The sequence below is a fragment of the Novacetimonas pomaceti genome, from assembly GCF_003207955.1.
Taxonomy (GTDB): domain Bacteria; phylum Pseudomonadota; class Alphaproteobacteria; order Acetobacterales; family Acetobacteraceae; genus Novacetimonas; species Novacetimonas pomaceti.
In genome coordinates, this window is record NZ_NOXG01000031.1 from 1 (window position 1) to 16746 (window position 16746).

At 60.4% G+C, this 16746-nt stretch carries 13 protein-coding genes and 1 pseudogene; 7 read left to right on the forward strand and 7 right to left on the reverse strand.

The window, feature by feature from the left end; translation table 11 throughout:
- Positions 1-56: 56 nt before the first annotated feature.
- Positions 57-1202, reverse strand: coding sequence for a TonB-dependent receptor plug domain-containing protein (locus CFR71_RS13695; protein ID WP_239020424.1), 1146 nt, complete (start codon positions 1200-1202; stop codon positions 57-59).
- A gap of 945 nt (positions 1203-2147) precedes the next feature.
- On the reverse strand, positions 2148-4640 hold the full coding sequence (locus CFR71_RS13700) for a TonB-dependent receptor plug domain-containing protein (protein ID WP_110531920.1): 2493 nt from the start codon (positions 4638-4640) through the stop codon (positions 2148-2150).
- Positions 4641-5015: 375 nt separating this feature from the next.
- Here CFR71_RS13700 and CFR71_RS13705 point away from each other — a divergent pair, with 375 nt between their 5' ends.
- Positions 5016-5954 carry a LysR substrate-binding domain-containing protein gene (locus tag CFR71_RS13705; RefSeq protein ID WP_165832118.1) on the forward strand — a complete coding sequence of 313 codons (939 nt, stop codon included), beginning with the start codon at positions 5016-5018 and terminating at the stop codon, positions 5952-5954.
- Positions 5955-5958: 4 nt separating this feature from the next.
- Here CFR71_RS13705 and CFR71_RS13710 read toward each other — a convergent pair whose 3' ends face one another.
- Positions 5959-7458, reverse strand: coding sequence for an aspartate ammonia-lyase (locus CFR71_RS13710; protein ID WP_110531922.1), 1500 nt, complete (start codon positions 7456-7458; stop codon positions 5959-5961).
- Between the two features lie 225 nt (positions 7459-7683).
- Between CFR71_RS13710 and CFR71_RS13715 the strand changes: the two genes are divergently transcribed.
- On the forward strand, positions 7684-8886 hold the full coding sequence (locus CFR71_RS13715) for a pyridoxal phosphate-dependent aminotransferase (protein ID WP_110531904.1): 1203 nt from the start codon (positions 7684-7686) through the stop codon (positions 8884-8886).
- 494 nt (positions 8887-9380) lie between these two features.
- On the opposite strand, the gene CFR71_RS13720 is transcribed toward CFR71_RS13715, so the two are convergent.
- The 4 genes from CFR71_RS13720 to CFR71_RS13735 are packed head-to-tail and all read right to left on the reverse strand — an operon-like array spanning position 9381 to position 12431.
- On the reverse strand, positions 9381-9839 hold the full coding sequence (locus CFR71_RS13720; protein WP_110531906.1) for a biotin/lipoyl-containing protein: 459 nt from the start codon (positions 9837-9839) through the stop codon (positions 9381-9383).
- Entirely contained in the window at positions 9836-11203 is a 1368-nt protein-coding gene (accC, locus tag CFR71_RS13725) for an acetyl-CoA carboxylase biotin carboxylase subunit (RefSeq protein WP_110531908.1), read from the reverse strand. The genes CFR71_RS13720 and accC overlap by 4 nt, the downstream gene beginning before the upstream one ends.
- A complete protein-coding gene (locus tag CFR71_RS13730; RefSeq protein WP_110531910.1) occupies positions 11200-11670 on the reverse strand; it encodes an acetyl-CoA carboxylase biotin carboxyl carrier protein in 471 nt (156 codons plus the stop codon). Before CFR71_RS13730 ends, accC begins: the two co-directional genes overlap by 4 nt.
- Positions 11671-11675: 5 nt before the next feature.
- Positions 11676-12431: an SDR family oxidoreductase gene (locus CFR71_RS13735; protein ID WP_110531924.1), complete on the reverse strand. Its 756-nt coding sequence runs from the start codon at positions 12429-12431 to the stop codon at positions 11676-11678.
- Positions 12432-12786: 355 nt separating this feature from the next.
- Here CFR71_RS13735 and pxpB point away from each other — a divergent pair, with 355 nt between their 5' ends.
- From pxpB to CFR71_RS16995, 5 genes and pseudogenes are all read left to right on the forward strand, one after another.
- Positions 12787-13467 carry a 5-oxoprolinase subunit PxpB gene (gene pxpB, locus CFR71_RS13740; RefSeq protein WP_110531926.1) on the forward strand — a complete coding sequence of 227 codons (681 nt, stop codon included), beginning with the start codon at positions 12787-12789 and terminating at the stop codon, positions 13465-13467.
- Positions 13464-14486, forward strand: coding sequence for a 5-oxoprolinase subunit C family protein (locus CFR71_RS13745; protein ID WP_110531912.1), 1023 nt, complete (start codon positions 13464-13466; stop codon positions 14484-14486). Before pxpB ends, CFR71_RS13745 begins: the two co-directional genes overlap by 4 nt.
- A complete protein-coding gene (locus CFR71_RS13750) occupies positions 14483-15250 on the forward strand; it encodes a LamB/YcsF family protein (protein ID WP_110531914.1) in 768 nt (255 codons plus the stop codon). Before CFR71_RS13745 ends, CFR71_RS13750 begins: the two co-directional genes overlap by 4 nt.
- 169 nt (positions 15251-15419) lie before the next feature.
- Complete coding sequence (locus CFR71_RS13755) at positions 15420-16355, forward strand: DMT family transporter (RefSeq protein ID WP_110531916.1); 936 nt, start codon at positions 15420-15422, stop codon at positions 16353-16355.
- Positions 16356-16422: 67 nt separating this feature from the next.
- Positions 16423-16653, forward strand: a pseudogene (locus CFR71_RS16995) (MFS transporter); the annotation flags it as partial.
- Positions 16654-16746: the final 93 nt, after the last annotated feature.

A 16746-nucleotide genomic window follows, 5' to 3' on the forward strand; every position in this document is an offset into this window, starting at 1 on the left:
GGGTTTTCTTATAGCTTACGAAAATTTCTTTTGTGCAAAACAGACTTTTTCATAATCTAACCCGATGTACAACCCTTCTGTGAGATTTCCGCGTTGAACCTGTGCTTCCAATGACCCACAAGCGTCAGCCCGGAAGAAATTGTGTACCAATTCGAAACTTCGACGGATGTCAATTTGCTGTTGGCCGGATTGTATCCCGGCAGATTCTGATAATCGTCCAGATGTGCATATTTTTCCGCGCCGACATACCCGTTCGAAACGGGAACACTTTCCCCGTAATAGTAGGGGCCATGGAATTCGACGGAATATGCTTCCGCATCCAGGCTCAATCCATGCCCGAAACTGAAATGATTTTTCAGCGCGCCATAGATCGCCCCGGTATTTTTACCGTTCAGGCCGACATAATGTGTATCCCCTGCGGAATACTGGTCATTCAGGCCGTAATTGACGCCATACGTTTTCCAGTTCGCCATGGATGGGTACAGCCATTCGCCCTGTGCCGCCTGCGTAAAACCGAATATCGCTTCGGAATCATTTCCCTGCGACCAGTTTTTTGTAAGCGCGGCATCCACATGCCAGCGTCGTATGTCCCCCTCCCCACGCCACATGTCGCTGCGCGAATATGAACCGGAGACAAAGGCACGCACGCCGGAATGCCCGATTTCCCCCGTATCGTAGCGGATGAAATCCTTGTTTGTCCCATAAGACCCGCCAGACGCGGCGACATATATGTTCTGCTGGTCGGAAGGACGCCGTATCGAGGCTGAGATCTCGGCGCCCGTGGCATTATAGGTCGGGGAATTGATATCAACCGACCCCTGCATGACATTGACCTGCCCCATATTCTCGCTATCGACGAGGGAGGGCGTATAGGTACTGTATGTAAACGGGTTGGCTGCAGGCATCCCTTCCAGCGTGACACCGATTTCCGCCTGCGCCATGCCACGGATATGAATGGTCGAAAAGGATGTCGTCAGAGGCCCTTCGCTGGCGGAGACAACGCCCGGCAGGTTCTGGATCAGGGTTTCGATCGTTGAAGTGGGCGACTGCATGGCAATGTAATCATGCGAGAGCGAACTGACTGTCTTGGGCGTGGTATGCTTTACCATCATGCCGCCGCCCGCCACCTTGCGCCGCGAAAGGACGGCGATTTTTTCGCTTCCTGATTTCGTATTGTCGGCATGGCTTTTTGTTTTCGCCACTCCGGCCCGTTTCTGCCCCTCCTGACGATTGTCAGACTTTTCTTCAGCAATTGCAGGGGCCTCGTACGCGAAAACCCAGACAGCACTCAGCAGTAAAAATTTCTTCATTGCCATGGGGCATTCCATAATGAATCTTGATGGAGCCCATCTATCAAATTCATTACTTAATTTACACAGAACAAATTACGTTTCATCTTTAATTCACGTAACTGTCTTAAAAAATTCACAACAAATATTTTTGTACCATCCACGCTTTATGCCTGGCGCATGTGCGCAATACTCCCACCTGACATGTTCATCGGGGAATGGAGCATCCGGTAATATGGACGACGGGTAACATGCGCCCGGCCAACCAGCCGATGGCATGATGATGCGTGGCTGAACCGCGTTACAGCGCATTTATCAAAGACGTGCTGCGGATGATAACTGACAGGAAATCCGACTTGTGACGCACGACCTTTTAGCAATCCCGACCATTCGGGCGGCATGCATGCCCCAGCCTACTTTATGCATTGGTTGCGAACATGACGACACCATGCAATCAGGCAGGGATCATGGCCCATACAGGCGAAGAATAAGGGACAAGACCCAAAACGCCATGTGGCGGTCGTCTGACTGCCGTCATTCAGGATACGATGAAAAAAGAAGACTGACCCATATCGGCCAGTGATACGGATGGGAAAACCCGGCCGAGACGGCATCGATCGAAGGACCGGCCCGTGAAGCCGCCAGATCATTCGTGCATAATGCGGCCTTGTTCCACGGCCCCGTCACCAGATCGCCGGATGATCTTTCGCGTGGGACAGGCAAGGCCGCGGACTGTTCAGGACGTAATAACGCCATGCATCAGCACCCGCAGTCCTTCATCCCATCGTCTTCACATGTTGCATGCCGCACTGCCTGCCAGCCACCGGTTGCAACATTTCACGCTTTTCAGGAAATCCCTCAGAAATCGAGGGATGTCTTGACATAATACATGCCGCCATTGAACCCATAGGGAGAGTATGAGGCATATTTTGCAAGCCCCTGCTGCGAATTGGCAATCGAACTGGCAATGCGGGTCGGGTATTTGTTACCGATGTTATTGGCGCCCACCCCGATGGTCCAACGCGGAACCGGCTTGTAATTGACCTCGACATTGGTGATGAAGGCCGGGTTCTGTTCAAACGGCACGGAACCCGGGCCGGTCGGCGCAGCCATGTAGGTAATGGAGCCATAACGCATTTCCTGCACGAACACCGACCATTTCTTGTACTGCCAGTTCATGCTGATCTGCTCCCGGTTTTTCGGAGCGGAATGCAGCACCATTTCCTTTGTGTATTCATTCACAAGATTGCTGCGGGCGGAACGTATTTCGTTATCGGAAAAATTGATGCCCATGGCAAACCGGAACTTGCCGAACCCGCGCGTATGCAGGGTATAATCGGCACTCAGGTCCCCGCCAAACGTCTGGGTATTATAGAGGTTGGCATAGTATGACAGCGATGTCGCGCTTGAGATGTTGGCCTGCGCCAGCAGTTCCTTCAGCGTGGTGTCGTTCTGGTTGACCGTATAGGACTGCGTGCTGCCCAGACGGTCATTGATCGCGATGTAATACAGGTTGCCCGTGATATGGAAATCATTCACGGGTGTCGCATCAAGCCCGATCGTATAGCTGCGGGAATATTCACCCTTCATGTTGCCCGCGCCAAGGTATTTGGCAATGGCGCTGTTGGCCGGCACCTGATCCACGGTATAACCGGGATAGGGCGCGGAATAGAAATAGGACATTTCACCCAGCGTCGGCGGACGATAACCGGAATTGATATTGGCCCGGATCGCCCAACGCTTGTTGAAGTTGTAGCGCGTGCCAACCGACCCGGTCGCGACAGTGGCCAGGTTATTGTAGCTGTCGACACGACCGCCCAATGTCCATTCCCACTTCTTCGTTATGTAGAAATCAAGGTTGATGAAACCTTCGTAGACGTCACGGTTCTGGTTCGTAACCGCCATCGGCACGTTGCCGGGGTGATCCGTCGCCCCCTGCCCGCCCCATGACGCGGTCTCGCCTTCGGTCATCTGGAAGGTATCGTGACGATATTCCGCCCCGAATTTCAGGTTGATATCCCGTGGCAGAAGACCGGTATGAAACGAACGCGATCCCTTGAGCCCGGCCGTCAGTTCGGAGGAAATCGATTTGCCATCATAAAAGGATGTCTGTGTCGGGTTATAAGTATAAGCATCCCCCGTCAGCGACGCATTTTCGGAATCCTTGGTTCCGTATGTCTGCTCGTCACGTCCATACGTTACATACGCATCCCACGCGAAACCGAGCTTGCGCGCGCGGATTCCGTTATCCGTCTCGAAATCATACTGGTCCATGGTGATGTAGGGCTGGTCACCATTGGGATAAAGTGACGGATTGACCCAGATATCCGACCCCGAATTCGCCCGGAACGTTTCCGGCACGTTGGCACGACGGTGCGAGAAGGTGGACGTGCTGTAGAAACTGAACCCGTGCGTCACGGGAATGGACATGTTTTCGCTCAGGGTCTCAAGCGTGCTCTTGGGCAGGCCCAGCCCGCGCTGCACGTCGCGGTCCGCCGTGGCATTGCGGACGGGATCGGCAAACATGGTGCCATAGAAATCACCACCCCGGGTTGTCGGCAGCTGATGGGTAACCTGCGCCGCCAGATCAAGGTAGCCGCCCTTGTTCCCCAGCGCCATGGCATAATTGGCCGACCCGTCAAGCGCCTGACCATCACCTGCGTAATAGCCACTGTTCTTGAAATTGATGGTGCCCCCGTGCGTGTCACGCTTCAGCACGATATTGACGGCGCCCGCGATGGCGTCCTGTCCGTACAACGCCGACGCCCCTTCGGTGATGACCTCGATATGGTCGATCGCGGTAATGGGTATAAGCGAGATATCGGCCGGTTCACTGCCCCAGTTGGTGCCCGCGTTGGAGTTGAAGTTGGCCCCGATATGGCGGCGGTGGCCGTTCACCAGAATAAGCGTATCGTCTGGTGACTGGCCACGCAGCTGCATGGTCTGGACAAAGGAACTCGCGCCACCGCCTGGCAGGGCCGCGGTGGTGATGGCCGGATTGGCCTGCGCCAGCGCGGACAGCACATTGCTCTGCCCGGTCTTGAGCAGTTCCTCACCCGTAACGACCGTCACCTGCGTGGTGCTGTGACGCGCCGCCCCGGGCGAGAACACGGAATTTGTCGAATGCCCGCCTACATTGATGACTTCCGGCCTGGCGGCGACAATCTGTCCCGCAGCCCTGGCATGTTGTGGGGCGTGTCCTGGCGACGTCGCCTTCTTGCGGGCATCCGCCTTGTAATGCGTCCCAGGGGCGGCAACCGTCGTCGTCGCGGCCTTGCCCACCACCGGCACAAACGTGCCGAAAGCTACCCCCGCCGCCAGATATAACTTCCGCTTTGATAGGCCCGCCATCTGCATTCCCCCTGGAACTCGCCGAATGTCCGTAACGAATATGCGCAAGGTTATGATGCGTATTCGTTATGATTTGGCGTCATATGGATTATTGATATGTTGCGCGCCATAGCAGATTCTTTTTCTGAAAAATACGATCATATAATTGAAATTATTCGTATTTTTTGAAACGACTGCGTCTTCTCCAGAAGAATCTCAAGTATCTTCTGACTTGTTTCGAAACCGGATCCGCCTCCACGCGGGAAGCCGCGCTCAGGACATGCCGGCTTTCCCGAACGTCGGCCCCGGCAGAGGGCAATATTATTGACAATCAAAGAAAAATATGTATTATCAATAGAGTAAAGCCTTTACCCCATAAAAATCATGGAGTTCCAGTTGGATATACGGCGACTGCAGGCTTTTGTTAAAATCATCGACCTCGGCAGCATTTCGCGCGCGGCCGACCTTCTCAACATTGCCCAACCTGCATTGAGCCAACAACTGGCCACACTTGAAAATGCCTTCCGGCAGAAGCTCGTCATCCGCAGCAAGAGCGGCGTCACGCCCACCACGGCGGGGATGGAGCTGTACCGGCACGCGCAGACCCTGACCAAGCAGTTCGACCGGGCCATGGTTGAAATCACCCGGGGCGCGGGGCCTCTGGTGGGCAAGGTCTCGGTCGGGCTGTCCCCCTACAGCGCGGGGTCCACGCTATCGGTCAAGCTGCTGCAGCTCGTGCGGGAACGCCTGCCCAATATTACGCTGCACCTGACCGAAAGTTTTGATGACATCTACAGCGAACTGATCATGACCGGACGGCTGGACATGGCCGTCATCCATGGTGCCGGGCCGATCAAAGGGGTGATCTTTACCCCCCTGATGAAGGAAGAATTCTTCCTGCTGGCGCCCCAGTCGCTGGAATTCCCCAAGGATGAGACCGGGGCCGTGCAGCTGGCGGACATAGCCGACACCCCGCTGCTCCTGCCGCCCGCGCATAACTTCGTGCGCAAGAGCGTGGACATGGCCTTCATGCGCAAGCAGCTGACGCCACGCATCGTCGCCGAAATCGAGGCGCTGATCACCCTTCAGGGCGCCATAGAGGCAGGCATCGGCAGCACCATCCTGCCATGGTCCGTCGCCAGCCGGATCGTCGTGCCGGGCAAGTCATGCATCTGTCCGCTGCACAACCCGATCATTCAGGAGGACGTGTCGCTCTGCGTTCCCGAAATCATTCCTGAGACGGAAGCATCGGTTGCGGTGCGCGAACTGCTCATCGACCTGGCGAAGGCAATGGCCGCTTCGCATAACTGGCCGGGAACGCGCCCTTCCGCCTGACGGATCATCCCGCCTGCCGCCCCACGTTCGGGGTGGTCAGCGCGTCCGGACGCAGCAATTGCGCAAGACGCTGGGGAGAGAGCAGCTTTTCCTCCGCAATCAGGTCCGTCACCTTGCGGTTTTCGGCAAGGGCGCGCCTGGCAATTGCCGAACATGTGTCATAGCCCAGAACCGGCACCAGCGCCGTGACGATCCCGATATTGATGTCAGACAGATACCGGCAGCGTTCCCGGTCGGCCGTGATGCCGCTGATGCACCGCGTCGTCAGGGTTTCGACCGCCGCACGCAGTATCCTGACAGAGGTAAACAGGCAGTAGCCGATCATCGGCTCGAACGGATTAAGCTGCAGCTGCCCGCCATCGGCACACATGGTAATGGTCATGTCATGGCCTGCCACCAGATAGGCCACCTGATTGACGGCCTCCGGGATGACGGGATTGACCTTGCCCGGCATGATGGAGGATCCGGCCTGCACCGCCGGCAGCACGATTTCGCCCAGCCCTGTCCGTGGCCCACTGGACAGCAGGCGCAGGTCGCTGGACATCTTTGACAGTTTCAGCGCCAGCCGCTTGAGCGCCCCGGAAAAAAGGACGAAAGCCCCGACATCGGATGTCGCCTCGATCAGGTCGGGCGCACCGACCATCGGCCGCCCGGTCAGTCGGCGCAGTTCCGCCATGACGGCCGGGGCATAACGCGGGTCCGTATTCAGGCCCGTCCCGATGGCCGTCCCCCCCAGGTTGACCTGTTCGAAAGCCGCGGCATGTTCCTTCACGCTTCTGATTTCAGCGGCGATGGCCGCGCGGAATGCCCCGAATTCCTGCCCCAATGTCATGGGAACGGCATCACGCAACTGCGTGCGACCCACCTTCAGGATCCCGTCAAAAGCCCTGGCCTTTTCATCCAGCGCGTCACGCAGCCCCTCCAGCGCAGCGAGCAGCGGATCAACCGCCTGCAACAGGCCCAACCGTAGCGCCGTGGGATATACGTCATTGGTGGACTGCGCCATGTTGACATGGTCATTGGGATGCAGCACGGCATACGCACCCGGTTTTTTACCCATCAGTACAAGGGCGACATTGGCGATGACCTCATTGGCATTCATGTTGGTCGAGGTCCCCGCCCCGCCCTGCATGGCATCCACCACGAACTGATCGCGACAGGCGGGATCGGCCAGTATCTGACGGCATGCGGCATCAATGGCGTCGGCGCGCGTGCGGTCCAGATACCCAAGTGCAAGATTGGCCCGCGCCGCCGCCTGCTTGACGGTCACCAGGCCATGCACCAGTTCCCCGAACGTGCCGATTGGCGTGCCGCTGATGGGAAAATTCTCCAGCGCACGCTTTGTATGCACGCCCCATAACGCGCCAGCCGGAATCGTGACTTCCCCCAGAAGGTCGCGCTCGATACGGCCTCCGCACACGGCTTCCTCCCCTGCCGCAGGCCCGGCCTGCCCCACAGGTGCGCGGTTCGCGGAAGCTGTCGCTGGGGGAGGCATATTGGTCATTTCGATCCATCCACGTTCAAATAATGCCACAGACACGGATCATTGCGACCAGAAAACCTTGCCTGAACGCGCGCCATCCCTGCCTTCCCATCGATCCTAGGGGCCGGGACACCTCTTTCCCTCATATGATTGTTGTATGGGGCCAGACGATTTTCGTCGGTATCCAGAAGGGGGGAAAAGGCCTTAGGTGAATGATGGGCTTTTAGAAAATGGAGATGAGCGCTGATGTCTGGGTTTGCGGATCGACTGGATGGGATCGGGATTTCGGCATCCGCCGCGATGACCGACAGGGCGTCGGTGCTGAAGGCGGAAGGGGTCAGGATTGTCAGCCTGTCATCGGGCGAACCGGACTTTCCCACGCCTGAACACGTGGTGGAGGCAGCAATCGCCGCAGCACGGGCGGGCGATACGAAATACCCGCCGCAGGATGGCAAGCCCGCGCTGAAAAAGGCGGTGCAGGACAAGTTCCAGCGCGAAAACCATCTTGATTACGCGCTGGACGAAATCCTGGTGGCAAACGGCGCCAAGCAGATCATCTTTGACGCGATGATGGCCACTATCAATCCGGGCGACGAGGTCGTGCTCCCGACGCCAAGCTGGATCAGCTATGCCGACATCGCCCGCCTTGCCGGGGCCAGCATCGTGCCCGTGCCCTGTCCCGCCGGAAGCGGCTTCCGCCTGTCGGCCGAGGCGCTTGATGCCGCCATCACGCCCAAGACAAAATGGCTGGTGCTCAATTTCCCCGGCAACCCGACCGGCGCGTGCTGTCCCCGCGCGGACCTGGAGGCCATCGCCGCCGTCCTGCTGAAGCACCCGCAGGTGTGGATCATGACTGATGACATCTATGAACACCTGATCTATGACGGTCTTGCCTTCTGCACCATTGCCGAGGTCGAACCCCGCCTGAAGCCGCGCGTCCTGACCGTCAACGGCGTGTCCAAGGCCTATGCCATGACCGGCTGGCGCGTGGGCTATTGCGGCGGGCCGCGCGAACTGATCGCGGCCATGAACAACATGCAGGGCCAGTCAACCAGTGGCATCAACACGCTGGCGCAGGCGGCGGCCATTGCCGCGCTCAACGGTCCGCAGGATTTTCTCAAGGCCCGCGCGGCCGAGTACCAGGCCCGGCGCGACCTTGTGGTCGGCCTGCTCAATGCCATTGCCGGCGTGCAGTGCCATACGCCGCAGGGTGCCTTTTATGTCTATCCCGACATCAGCGGGTGCATGGGCAAGACCTCTGCCGGCGGGCGGCTGATCGCCACCGACGCCGATTTCGTCATGGGACTGCTGGAGGAACAACAGGTGGCGTCGGTGCAGGGAGCGGCCTATGGCATGAGCCCGTTCTTCCGCATTTCCTACGCCACCGACACGGCCACCCTGCGCGAAGGCTGCCGCCGGATCGCGACCTTCGTCGACGGCCTGAAGTAAAAACCCGTTTGAAATACTCTGCCGATCAAAAATAATAAAAGTTTTTGGGTGCCGCCTTTTTCCAAAAAGGCGGCGTCCTTTTGAAGCTTTTTGCAAAAAGCTTCACCAAAAACCTTTATAACTTCATTAGGTTTCCAGCGAACCGGATCGGCCTGACGCTATCTACAATGGCCATATATGCCATTTTGTATTTTTATCTTAAAAATAAGAATTTTCCGCATATTGAAAGCCCAAACATTTATGGTTTGATCGTGAATACCTCTATCATTGCATCTTCGGCAATCTGGGCAACATCATTAGTAATCATTATGAATATTTGACAGGAATATTTTTATACAGATATAGGGCTGAAAAATATTTCCCAAAACATCTCGCTAATTTTCAGGATACATCAAATACGGGTTTTCAAACAACCACGTGGATCCGAACCAAAAAAGCCGGGGCTCTCCAAAAGGAAGCCCCGGCTTTTTCATGAACGGTCCTGACGCATGCCCTCAGTCAGGACGGATGCGCATGATCTCCGCACCATAACCCAGCAGCGCATCGGGCTGACCCGCGACCTCCGTCACCGTGCCCGCCACCGGGGCGACCACGCGCAGCAGCAGGGTATCGAGCCGCAGCAGCGCCACCACATCCCCTTTCCCCACCCTGCCCCCGACCGGGGCGAACGATGCATCGCGCGACGGGTGCGCAAGGCACAGATGGCCAAAATACGGGGCAGTCACCGCGACCGTGCCAACCCTGGCATCCGCGCCAGCATCGTCCCGAGGGGGCGCAACGCAAGGAACCGCGCCCTGTCCCACGCGGATGCGCAGCTTCAGCCCTGCCGCCGCGTTCGACAGTTCCAGCCCCTCCAGCCCCGCCTGCGCCAGCCACTGCGCAATCCGTTCGATGTCCTCGGGGGCCGGCAGCTTCTCAAAAGGGGGCAGCAGATGTTCGGAGCGATTGCTCATGATGCCGTCCTTTGCGCAAGCCAGCGTTCAAGGTAATGGATATCCACCCCGCCCTGCTGGAACGCCGGATCCGCCAGCAGGTCCAGATGCAGGGGGATGTTGGTCGAAACCCCCTCCACCCGCATTTCCGACAGCGCCACGCGCATCCGTGCAATCGCCTCCGCACGGGTCGCGCCGTGGCTGATGACCTTACCGATCAGCGAGTCGTAATAGGGCTGCACCGCATAGCCCGCCACGACATGCGTATCGACCCGGATGCCCGGCCCGCCGGGCAGGTCCCAGCGCGTGATGGTGCCTGGCGAAGGCGCGAAGGTAAACGGGTCCTCCGCATTGAGGCGGCATTCGATGGCATGCCCCCGCAGCACGATATCCGCCTGCGCGATGCCCAGAGGATCGCCCTGCGCCACGCGCAGTTGCCCGGCCACGATGTCGATGCCCGTCGTCTCCTCGGTAATCGGGTGTTCGACCTGCACGCGGGTATTCATCTCGATAAAGGCGAACACCCCGTCTTCATACAGGAACTCGAACGTGCCCGCGCCGCGATAGCCGATGCGCCGGCATGCCTCCGCGCAGCGTTCGCCGATCTGCGCGATCATCTCCGGCGCGATGCCCGGCGCCGAGGCTTCCTCCAGCACTTTCTGATGGCGGCGCTGCAACGAGCAGTCACGCGCCCCCAGCCACAGCGCCGTGCCGTGCGTATCGCACAGGACCTGGATCTCCACATGGCGCGGCTTCTGCATGAAACGCTCGAGATACAGCGTCGGATTGCCAAAGGCCTGCCGCGCCTCCTCCGCCGTAAGGGCGACCGCCTGCGCAAGGTCGGCCTCGCGCTCGACCACGCGCATGCCGCGTCCACCGCCACCGCCCGAAGCCTTGACGATGACGGGAAATCCCACCTCCAGCGCGATGGCCCTGACCGCGTCCATGTCGGCGGGCAACGGCCCGTCAGAACCGGGGACACAGGGCACCCCGGCCTCGCGCATCGCGCGCTTGGCGGTGATCTTGTCGCCCATCATGCGGATGGACGCGCCCGTCGGCCCGATGAAGGCAAGCCCTGCCTTTTCCACTGCATCGGCGAAATCAGCATTTTCCGACAGGAAGCCATAGCCGGGATGGATGGCCTGCGCGCCCGTCAGCCGCGCCGCCAGCAGGATGCCGTCGGGGTCGAGGTAACTGCGCGCGGCGGCGGCGGGACCGATGCACAGGGCGATGTCGGCCTCGCGCACATGGCGGCTGTCGGCGTCGGCCGCGGAATGCACGGCCACCGTTTCCAGCCCGAGCTGGCGGCACGCGCGCTGGATACGCAGGGCGATTTCGCCACGATTGGCGATCAGCACCCGGCTGAAACGTGGGGTCCCGCTCATGCCAGCCGAAACAGGGGGGTGCCTGCCTCCACTTCGGCGCCATCATCCACCAGGACGGCGGCGACCCTGCCCGCCACAGTCGCGCGGACCGCGCCAAAGACCTTCATCGCCTCGACCAGAGCCACTTCCTGTCCGACCCGCACGTCCTGCCCCACCGTGACGTAAGGCGCCGCGCCCGGAGAGGGCGACAGGTGCAGCACCCCATAGGACGGGGCCGTGATGACCGCCCCGTCCCCACCGGATACCCCATCCGCCGTGTCCGCCGGGACGTCCGCCGCCGCCCGGGGAACATCCGGCGCAGGGACAAAATCGGGACCGGGGACCGGGATCCCCCCGGCGGGCGTGGCCGCAGCCTGCGCGCCCGCGCGGGTGATGCGGATGCGGCAGCCGCCTTCCTCCACCTCAAGCTCCGTCACCGGGGCATGGGCCAGCAGGTCGATCAGCCGCCTGACATATGCGAGGTCCACGTCCCTCACGCCGGTCCGGATGTCTTCTTGGCGAAGTTCAGGCCGCCCACGACCTGCATGGTCGGCAGCACTTCCATGAAGCTGACATTCATGCGCTGCGGCGACATCACCGCAAAGGCCACCGCATTGGCGATATCCTCGGGCAGCAGCGAATCGTACTCATCAAAAAAACGCTTCTTCGCCTCTTCCATGTTTCCGATCAGGCGGCCGAACACTTCGGTTTCCACCCGCGCGGGCGAAACCTCGGTCACGCGGATGTGCCGGCCGAACAGGTCACAGCGCAGCTGCTGCGACAGCGAATGCACCCCCGCCTTGGTCGCGTGATAGGTGGTGTTGCCACCCGCGAACGCGTAATGCCCGGCGATCGAGGTGATGTTGACGATATGCCCACGGTCGCGTTCGATCATCCCCGGCAGGACAAGGCGCGTCAGCTGCAGCACCGCGCGCAGGTTCACGTCCACCAGCGCGTCGATATCCTCCACCGTGGTGTTGGTGATGTTACCCGTGCGCGACTGCCCAGCATTGTTGACCAGGATGTCGACCTCCAGCCCCTTCATCAGGGCCTCGAGCCCGGCCTGGTCCGACACGCTCAGCGCATGCACGACGCATCCGGTTTCGCGCGACAGTGCCTCAAGCCGCGCCGCGTCACGCGCGATGGCGTGCACCTCGATCCCTTCTCCGGCCAGGCGGCGGACGATCGACGCCCCGATGCCAGAGGAAGCGCCAGTGACAAGTGCGGTGCGGTACGGCTGATGGCCCATGATGGAAAACCCGATCCCAAACAGTAAAAATAACGCCACGCGCCCCCGAAAAAACACCGGCCGGCAACATGATCGTCGCATGCTACCCAATGCGTCAAAACCGCACCAACAACACTTCGTTCTCACGCCATAACAAATTGCGATGGCCGGTTATCGCATTGATCCATAAGATTATCCGATGGCCTCACAGCCAGAATTGCACTGGTCATCATTACGGAAACGACCATATTTTCACAACAGGCGTCCACATGCCGCAAAATCCTTATTTGTTACGGTTGCGGTTTGATTCCGAAGCCAGCCATTCGCAGGATATAAGCCGGCACTGTTGCGGGGACTGTGTATTTTGAACACGGACATGAAGAACGAGGCGGGACACGGCGCGGGCACGGCCCCTGCCATAAGCATGATCGGCACCCGCGCCATGCTGTTCGAGGCGCCGGGTGACTTCACCATGGCGCAACAGCGCCGGATCTGGGCGCTGATGGACGCGCTACAGGGCCGTCCGGACGTGCAGGAACTCATCCCCGGCGTGACCAACCTCATGCTGATCTTTTCCGCCCCGCCCGAAAGCCCGCAGGCCGTGGCCGAATGGCTGCGCCACGCCTGGGACACCCTGCCTGAACGGCATATCGAAGGGCGCCTGTTCGACATCGGCGTGCGCTATGGCGGCGCACTGGGCGGGGACCTTGCCGCCGTATGCGCCCATGCGGGCCTGCCGCCGGAAGAGGTCATCGCAATCCACCATGGCGGCGAATACACGGTCTGCGCCATCGGCAGCGCGCCGGGCTTTGGCTACCTGCATGGGCTGGACCCGCGCATCGCGACCCCGCGCAAGACCGTGCCATCGCTGAACATGCCGGCCGGGACCGTCATCATCGGCGGCATGCAGGCGGGCATTTCCGCGCTGACCGGGCCGAACGGGTGGAATTCCATCGGCTATGCCGAACTGCGCCTGTTCGATCCGTACAGGCAGCCGCCCGCCCTGTTTGCCGTTGGCGATCGCATCCGCTTTTATCCGGAAAGCATAGAGCTGTGATTACGATCCTTGAAACATCGCCCCTGAACACGGTGCAGGATCTGGGACGCCCCGGGTACCGCAACCTGGGCGTGGGCACATCGGGCGTAATGGATCCCATCGCCCTGCGGGTGGGCAACATCCTGCTGGGCAATCAGGATGATGATGCCTGCATCGAACTGCAGACCTATCCATTCGTACTGCGCTTTGACACCGCGGGCAGTTTTGCCGTGACCGGGATCGACGCCGAAATCGAACTCGACGGCCGGGCCATCCTGCCATGGATGGTCGAAACGGCGACGGCGGGGCAGGTCCTGCGCGTGGGACCACCCCGGCAGGGCGCGCGTGGCTATATCTGCATCGCGGGCGGGATTGATGTCCCGGTCGTGCTGGGTTCGCGCAGCACGCAGCTGCGCGGGGGATTCGGCGGGCTGGATGGCCGCCCTCTGGAGGCTGGCGACACGCTTCGCGGTGGTGACATCGTCCTTGATGCCGCGGGATACGGCGCGTTGCCCCCCGCCGTGGCACTCGATGCCGCGACCGACACGGATGACGCCCGGCTGATTCACCTGCGCGCCATGCCCGCGACCGATTACGCGCTCTTTACGCCAGAGGCACAGGAGCGGCTGTGGCACGTCCACTGGCGCATCACGCCGCAGAGCAATCGCGTAGGCTACCGCCTGTCGGGCGAGCCGCTTACGCTGCGTCACAAGGTTGAGCTGCGTTCCTATGGCGTGGTCGCCGGCATCGTGCAGGTCCCGCCAGCGGGCGAGCCGATCGTGCAGCTGGCGGATGCCAATACCGTGGGCGGCTATCCCCGCATCGCCACCGTGATCGAGGCTGACCTATGGCATCTGGCGCAGGCGCGCATCGGCACGCGCATCCAGTTCCACGAATGCAGCTTCGAACAGGGAGTGGCGGCCATGCGGCCGGTCAATGCCTATCTCGATGACCTGCGCATGATGGCTGCCCACTATCGCAGTTCCGCCCATCGTCGCGCCGGGGGCAAGGCAGGCGCGAAGTCAGGAGACAAGGCATGAAGATCGACCTCAATTCCGACATGGGCGAGGGCTTTGGCCGCTGGCGTATCGCTGATGATGACGGGCTGATGGATACGGTTTCCTCGGCCAATATCGCCTGTGGTTTCCATGCGGGTGACTACGCCATCATGGACCGCACCGTGCGGCTGGCAAAGGAAAAGGGGGTCGGGATCGGCGCCCATCCCGGCCTGCCGGACCTGATCGGTTTCGGGCGACGCGCCATGGCCGTTTCGGACGCGGACATGGAATCCATGCTGTGTTACCAGATCGGCGCCCTGCAGGGGATTGCAGCACGCCACGGCCATCGGGTGACGCATGTCAGCTACCATGCCGCGTTTGGCAACATGGCGAATGCGGATGAAGGCCTTGCCCTGCGCCTGACCCGCGCCATTGCCGCGCTGGACCGTGACCTGAGCGTATTCTGCATGCCCGGCCAGGCGACCGAGCGCGCCGCAGCCAAGGCCGGGCTGCGGGCGCAGACCCTTTTCCTGGCCGATCGGGCCTATACGACACAGGGCACGCTGGTGCCGCGTGGACAGCCGGGTGCCGTCATCCATGACCTGGCAAAGGTGCGCGCGCGCGTGAACCAGTTCCTGCAGGACGGGTCCGTCACGACCATCGATGGTGTCCGCCTGCCGGTCAGGGCCCAGTCCATCCTGGTGCACAGCGATACACCCGGTTCCGTGGAACTCGCCCGGGCCATCCGCGCGGAAATCGAGGCCAGTGGCGGCGTGCTGACCCCGGCATGCCAGATCATGGACTGATCCGCTCCACAGCCATAAGAATTTCTTATTGCCCCGCAACGAACTTCTATAACGTGGATTGCGCGCCCTGCGTTACGATGCCGTAACGTGAAACGCCCAAGGGGTTATGGCCGGCATTGATCCATCGTAAAGCGCCCCCGTCCATGTCGTGCATTGAGGTACGGACAGAATGAAGCATGACCTGAAACGTGGCGCATTACTTCTGGCATCCGCGACATTTTTCACCGCCGCCCTCAATGCCCTGCAGAAACTGACGGGATCGACCCTTCCCGCCCTTGAAATCATTTTCTTCCGCAACCTGTTTTCGCTGCCTTTTGTGCTGCTGATCGCCGCACGCACGGGAATCGTTCTTAAAACGCATCATTTTGGCGGTCACGTGCTGCGTTCGGTCATCGGGCTGATCAGCATGATCATGGTCGTGATAACCGTAACGCGCCTTTCGCTGGCGGAACAGCAGGTCCTGTCCTATACGCAGCCGCTGTTCCTTGTGCTGCTTTCCATCCCGCTCCTGCATGAACGGCCATCGTTCCAGCGATGGGTTGCGGTCTCGATCGGGTTTTCCGGCGTGGTCGTGGTCGCGCTGGGCAAGGGGCTGCTGCATGGCGCTGTCACCGCCGCTGGTGCCGCCGTCCCGTACTGGGCTTATTTCGTCGCACTGGCCCAGGGCGCGGTGGGCGCCCTGACCACCATGCAGATCCGACAGCTTTCCGCCACGGAAGCCAGCACCACGATCGCCCTGTGGCAGGCCATCCTGATGACGGGCATGACCGCGCTGCCCCTTCCCTTCATCTGGACCACGCCCGGCCTGGGCGAGGCTGCGTGCCTTGTCGCCGTGGGGGCTTTCGCCGGGATCGCGCAGGTCCTGCAGACCGAAGCATTCGCATCCGCGCAGGTCTCCGCCATTGGCCCGTTTGCCTATTCAGGGCTGCTGTGGGCCGCGCTTATCGGATGGTTCGGATTTGGGGAGATCCCCGGTGGCGCGATGGTGATCGGCGGGCTGCTGATCATCGGGTCCGGCGTCTGGATGCTGCGCCACGACCGCCCCGCGAAACGCAAGGCCGTGGCCGAAGGAACAATGGATGCGGCCACGGGCACCCCGCCCTGAATACATGTCCGCGCGCAATGCGCCCTTCCCTTCCTGTAAATCCATGGCACATCAGGAGCCCCGGACCGTGACAACAGGTGAAATCCCCACCCAGGCCCGAAGCAGGCGCGCAATTCCCGCCCGCTACGTGTTCTTCTTTCTCGTGTTCCTGATGTACGCCATCAGCTATGGCGACCGTGCCGCGCTTTCCATCGCCCTGCCCACGATGGGCAGGGAATTTTCCCTCACCCCGGTGCAGATGGGCTGGGTTTCATCCAGTTTCCTGTGGTCCTACTTCCTGCTCAACCTGCCCTCGACGCGGATTTCTCACACTTGAGGCAATTTCGGGTCATTTTGTAGAATTCAGTCATCCCACAGGAGCCCGATCTGGAATATTGACGATATTCTGCTT

Bases quoted from the DNA above. Each gene is read 5' to 3' on its own strand.
- CFR71_RS13735 (WP_110531924.1), bottom strand. From the start codon at position 12,431: ATGGGCCATCAGCCGTACCGCACCGCACTTGTCACTGGCGCTTCCTCT.
- CFR71_RS13750 (WP_110531914.1), top strand. From the start codon at position 14,483: ATGAAGATCGACCTCAATTCCGACATGGGCGAGGGCTTTGGCCGCTGG.
- accC (WP_110531908.1), bottom strand. From the start codon at position 11,203: ATGAGCGGGACCCCACGTTTCAGCCGGGTGCTGATCGCCAATCGTGGC.
- CFR71_RS13720 (WP_110531906.1), bottom strand. From the start codon at position 9,839: ATGAGCAATCGCTCCGAACATCTGCTGCCCCCTTTTGAGAAGCTGCCG.
- pxpB (WP_110531926.1), top strand. From the start codon at position 12,787: ATGAAGAACGAGGCGGGACACGGCGCGGGCACGGCCCCTGCCATAAGC.
- CFR71_RS13715 (WP_110531904.1), top strand. From the start codon at position 7,684: ATGTCTGGGTTTGCGGATCGACTGGATGGGATCGGGATTTCGGCATCC.
- CFR71_RS13700 (WP_110531920.1), bottom strand. From the start codon at position 4,640: ATGGCGGGCCTATCAAAGCGGAAGTTATATCTGGCGGCGGGGGTAGCT.
- CFR71_RS13710 (WP_110531922.1), bottom strand. From the start codon at position 7,458: ATGACCAATATGCCTCCCCCAGCGACAGCTTCCGCGAACCGCGCACCT.
- CFR71_RS13755 (WP_110531916.1), top strand. From the start codon at position 15,420: ATGAAGCATGACCTGAAACGTGGCGCATTACTTCTGGCATCCGCGACA.